The sequence below is a fragment of the Candidatus Izemoplasma sp. genome, from assembly GCF_982632705.1.
The window spans coordinates 1-4,541 of record NZ_CEXEES010000088.1 but is presented as its reverse complement, the minus strand read 5'-3'; the positions used below and the strand labels follow the sequence as shown (position 1 = coordinate 4,541).

Sequence of the window (4,541 nt, the reverse complement as noted above, 5' to 3'; positions counted from 1 at the left end):
GCACTTGCGGCTGCATTGGTTTCACTTGTGGCTGCACTTGATGCTGAAGTAGCCGAATTGGTCTCGCTCGTTGCAGCGTTAGCCTCAGACGTAGCAGCGTTATTCTCTGATGCAAGGGCATTGGCTGCACTAGCGGCTGAGTTAGTCTCGCTAGTGGCTGCATTTGCCTCACTGGCAGCGGCAGCAGACGCACTGGAGGCCGCGTTACTCTCGCTTGTGGCTGCGTTGCTTGCGGAGGTGCTGGCAGAGCTAGCTGAGCTTGCAGCGTTGGCCTCAGATGTAGAAGCAGCGCTCTCTGACGCAGCGGCAGCAGCCTCACTCGCTGCGGCGTTAGTTTCGCTTGTTGATGCAGCGGCTTCACTCGCAGCAGCGTTTGTTTCTGAAGTAGATGCAGCAGATGCAGACGATGCCGCATTAGTTTCACTTGTGGCCGCAGCCGATGCTGATGCAGCCGCATTTGTTTCTGACGTAGCCGCATTCGTTGCGGACGTCTCAGCGTTGGTCTCAGCAGTTTCAGCCGCCGTCTGTGCGGCCTGTGCGGCAGCAGCAGCAGTCGTTGCAACGCTTTCTGGTGCAACCCAAGCTGTGCCTGAGTAAAACTTCAGGACATCATCTGTTGTGTTGAAGTAGATGTCACCCTCAGTAAGTGGATCGCCGTCATTATCGACAGTCGGGTCGGATGCCTTCGGACCAAGATACTGGTCGCCAAACTGGTCAAATATGCTCTCAGTTGCAGCTTGTGCAGCTTCAGCCGCAGCCTGCGCCGCTTCAGCATCGGTCACAGCGGCATCAAGGTCGACCGTGATGTCATCGGACACGTAGCCCATGCCATCATTTGATGTGAACGTGAACCTGCCAGTCTCTGTGCTGTAAGTCACACCAGTCCAACCGTCACCCTTTGGGCCTCGCCCAGCGGAGACCTCAAGCGTGGCGTAGGTTGATCCGTCCGTCAATGATACCACATCAGGGGCCGCTGCGTTGCTGATGCTGACCGTATAAAGCGCCATTCTCAGTCCCTCGTGATGTCTTTGATTACGTCAATGAAAAACGTCTGAGATGAGTTCACCTCGCCACTAGCCTCAATGAACTCAATGTCGCATGAGTATTTCTGAATACCCCAAGTTTCAGTTTGCGCGGCAGTAGCCGAAAGACTAAATGCGCCTGCGCCAGCGTCCGTTTTAGTCACCGTGAGGGCTTGCAAGAGCACATCATCAGAACCACGCACTTGCGAGGTGATAGTGAAATTGGTGATGTCAACAGCATTACCCTCATTCTCAAGGGTGCATGACAACTCGAAAGTGTCGCCGCGCTTATGTGTGATTGTCGCCATTAGGTGTCTCCAAGTTGAGGTGACTATAGCACGGTTTTTCTGGCCATGCTACATTGAGTGGGTCTGTTGTGTTGGCGGGCAGGTCGCGCAAGGATTGACGATAGGTTGCCCATGCTTGCTGGTCTACAGGTGCGTCTGGTGCTTGCGTCCAATCGCATTCGGACAAAAGCCTATTTCTCTTGGCTCGAATTTGATCCTCTAAATAGTAAAGGTCCAGAACCCACTGCTTTTCACCAACCCCCCATGAGTGACTTTCGCTAGGTCTTGTCGGCTTCTCCACCATTTCAGACCCGTTCCAGTAATACTCAGTGTCCAAGTAGGAGCCTTCAATCGCCACCTCGCCGTCACCAGCTTGCAGGCTAAGATCACCACCGCAACACGATCCAACCCTCAGAACCTCACCCGTAGTGCTGTTATAAACAGTGTAGTTAATCATCTCTTGACCTCCAGAGCCATCAAGCTGCGCTGATTGATAGCCGTGCCTGAACAGTTTTGAGTTGTAATCACCCTCAAGGTATATGACACAGACCCAAAGCTCGGCGTATCCTTGAATGATGCGGACCAAGCCCCTTTGTTGCTTGAGAATGCGTCCCTGTTACCAGATGAGTAAACTGTAGTTGAGCCTCTGCGTAATTGTATGTCAAATCCAGAGCCGACTGACCCATTAGTGTAGGCAAATGACATGTCAATAAATACTGGCGCGCCTGTGCTTTGGAAATTGATAGATTGAACATTGTAGGTATTGCCAGAGCCGCCAAGAGACACATTGCCGCTTGTATATGCGGATGTTGGGATCGTTACCGCTTGGCCTTGGATGGCTAGAGTTGTGATTGTAGCATTTTCAATCTGCGCACTCTGACTGATAATCCCAGATGTTGCCAGCAAGCCACCAGTAATGGTATTAGCGATAATTTTATCTGACGCGATGAATGTATCTGGCTCTGCGATAATTAATGCCCAAGCCGACCCATCCCACTCATACAATTTCCCATCATTTCGATTGAAAATCTTTTGCCCCGTAAACTCTCCGAGTGCAGGAAGTGAGGTTACATCCTCGATTAGGTATAACCCCTGCTCCTTGAATATCTCCTCAATTCCGCCAACAAAATCCTCATCCTCAAGAAATGCAGTAATAGCATTTACGCTGGTTGTGAATGCAGACGTATTCCCGCTAAAATCAACGGATCGAACCCAGTAATATCTGCGCACGTCATTTGGCAGATTATAACGAGTGAAAGAGTTACCAGAACTAATCCCGACAGACACCGCAGAATTTACGTCATCAATGGACCCCTCATAGACCTCAACATGCCGAAGGTCTCTGTCTGGCGGGTTGTCCCATACAAGTGTGACGTATTGATAGCCACCCGTTGCAATGAGGTTTGTCGGGGCAGCGGGAGGTGCGACATCTCCGCCCCCAGTAAATGTGACGGAGGCAAAAGGGCCGCGATAACCTGTCGCTGAAACAGCGCGAACCCTGAACGTATATTCAACGCCGTCAATTATTGGTGAAAGCTCAATCGCGCTTTCGGATGTGAAGGTTGAACTGTAAGAGCTATCCGCAGACGGCTTCCACTGCACCTCATACCGCTCAAGGTAAGCGTTCGTGACATCCGACCAGTCCACAAGCGCTGTCGAAATGCGCGTGCCATCGCTTTGTGTCTGACCGCCTTCACCGACTGACAACCCCAAGATGATCATGCCAGCCGTGTAGACAGGCAGCGTTGTGTTGTTGGCAATGATTGCAGTTTCTTCTGCGTTCCAGTCAAATGCCGCCGCGCTTGTCTCTTGTAGCGTCAGGTTGACCCGAAGGTCGCCCGCATCTTGATTTGACTCAAAGCGCCAGCCCATGACTTCAAACTCTTTGCCGTCAAAGCCATAGCGCTCGTTATCAAATGCAATGATGTCTCCAACCTCAACATCAAAGGCATTCAGGCCAAAGTCAGCAGAAATGCTGATCTGCTCACGGGCGCGGTAAAGCGTCAGCTTGGCGAGGCGCTGCGCCGCAGATGCCGAAGTCGTGAAGGGCAAGGGCAGGTCAAGCATAAGCTCGTCACCGCCATCCTCAGCCTTGAATATGTTGCTCTGGATCGGCGGGTAGTCAGCCGTGATAAAGTCCTGTTCGGCATCGTTGAATGTGCCGCTGACACCGTTAAAGCTATCACGCATGGATGTGCGCGTCTTCATGGAGATTGGCCCGCGAAGGTCATCAAGTGTCAGAGTTTTGACAGGCGAGCTATACGCTCCAACCTTGAGCTTCCAATAGCCAGAACCCCAGAACAGCGTGCCAGCGCAGGCTGTGGACATGTCGCCAAGCACTTTGCCAATGGGCGAGCTTGCTTTGACAATACCGTTGATCGTGTAGCGCTTTTCCGTCCCGCCGCCAGACAAGGAAACATCTTCATCGCTTTCGTTTGCCGCGACTGAAAAGCTCACATCGTCAATCGCGCTGTCATTCAGGCCATACTCGCTGGCAATAAAGTCACGCATACAGAGCGCCGCGTTGTTGCTGTAAGCAGTAGTGTCAGTGCGCGGATCGTAAACCTTCTTGCCTTGAATTTTAGCCGTTACCAGCGGCAGGCCATTGGCAAATACGTCTTGGTCATACTCATAGCGCACATAGAGGTAGGCAATTCCATTGCCGACGAAGGTTGACCCAGCAGAAGTCTCACTTGCCAAATCAGCATCAGCCGTGGTCTGATCGCCAAGATGCTTACGAATGCGTATCTTGTTGTCCCAATCACCCGACACCAAGCCAGTTGAGGCGTTCCACGAGACCACCTCGTCGTTGATGTAGATGTCGCCAATGGCGTTGACCTCATGGCCAGCCAGCGCAATGACTTGGTGCAGATATTTGTTTTCAGCACCTGTGCTCTCATAGAACACAACAGTGCCGCCCTTGCGGACCTCACCGTAAACGAAGTCGGCAGGCGAAGTGGCGTTGCGCTCGTTGACCAGCGTGCCCTGTGATCCGAAGGAAGAGAAGTCAGGCTGGGGGGCTAACGCGGACAAAGCCCAAGAGGTTACGGCTGAAATGGCTATAGTGGAAATGGCATAAACGGCATAATATGCAAGACCTGTGGTCGCACCAGTTACCGCAGCCGCAATAGCCGCAGACACTGGATCACGTGGAACCCGATCCCAGTCGTTCCAGTGCTTTACGGTCAAGTCACCTAGTCTGTATTTCATGCCTTAACCCACGCTGATTCAA

The 4,541-nt window shown here is 52.3% G+C and carries 4 protein-coding genes; 1 reads left to right on the top strand and 3 read right to left on the bottom strand.

Going from position 1 to position 4,541, the window contains the following annotated elements:
- Positions 1-597, top strand: a 597-nt coding sequence (locus AC2LE6_RS08525) for a hypothetical protein (RefSeq protein WP_484478832.1), incomplete at its 5' end; no start/stop codon positions are given.
- 412 nt (positions 598-1,009) lie between these two features.
- Here AC2LE6_RS08525 and AC2LE6_RS08520 read toward each other — a convergent pair.
- The 3 genes from AC2LE6_RS08520 to AC2LE6_RS08510 all read right to left on the bottom strand — a co-directional run bounded on the left by AC2LE6_RS08520 (position 1,010) and on the right by AC2LE6_RS08510 (position 4,519).
- A complete protein-coding gene (locus tag AC2LE6_RS08520) occupies positions 1,010-1,330 on the bottom strand; it encodes a hypothetical protein (protein WP_484478831.1) in 321 nt (106 codons plus the stop codon).
- Positions 1,311-1,613 carry a tail fiber assembly protein gene (locus AC2LE6_RS08515; RefSeq protein WP_484478833.1) on the bottom strand — a complete coding sequence of 101 codons (303 nt, stop codon included), beginning with the start codon at positions 1,611-1,613 and terminating at the stop codon, positions 1,311-1,313. Before AC2LE6_RS08515 ends, AC2LE6_RS08520 begins: the two co-directional genes overlap by 20 nt.
- A gap of 149 nt (positions 1,614-1,762) precedes the next feature.
- A complete protein-coding gene (locus AC2LE6_RS08510) occupies positions 1,763-4,519 on the bottom strand; it encodes a phage tail protein (RefSeq protein WP_484478830.1) in 2,757 nt (918 codons plus the stop codon).
- Positions 4,520-4,541: the final 22 nt, after the last annotated feature.

Bases quoted from the DNA above. Each gene is read 5' to 3' on its own strand.
- AC2LE6_RS08510 (WP_484478830.1), bottom strand. From the start codon at position 4,519: ATGAAATACAGACTAGGTGACTTGACCGTAAAGCACTGGAACGACTGG.
- AC2LE6_RS08515 (WP_484478833.1), bottom strand. From the start codon at position 1,613: ATGGTGGAGAAGCCGACAAGACCTAGCGAAAGTCACTCATGGGGGGTT.
- AC2LE6_RS08520 (WP_484478831.1), bottom strand. From the start codon at position 1,330: ATGGCGACAATCACACATAAGCGCGGCGACACTTTCGAGTTGTCATGC.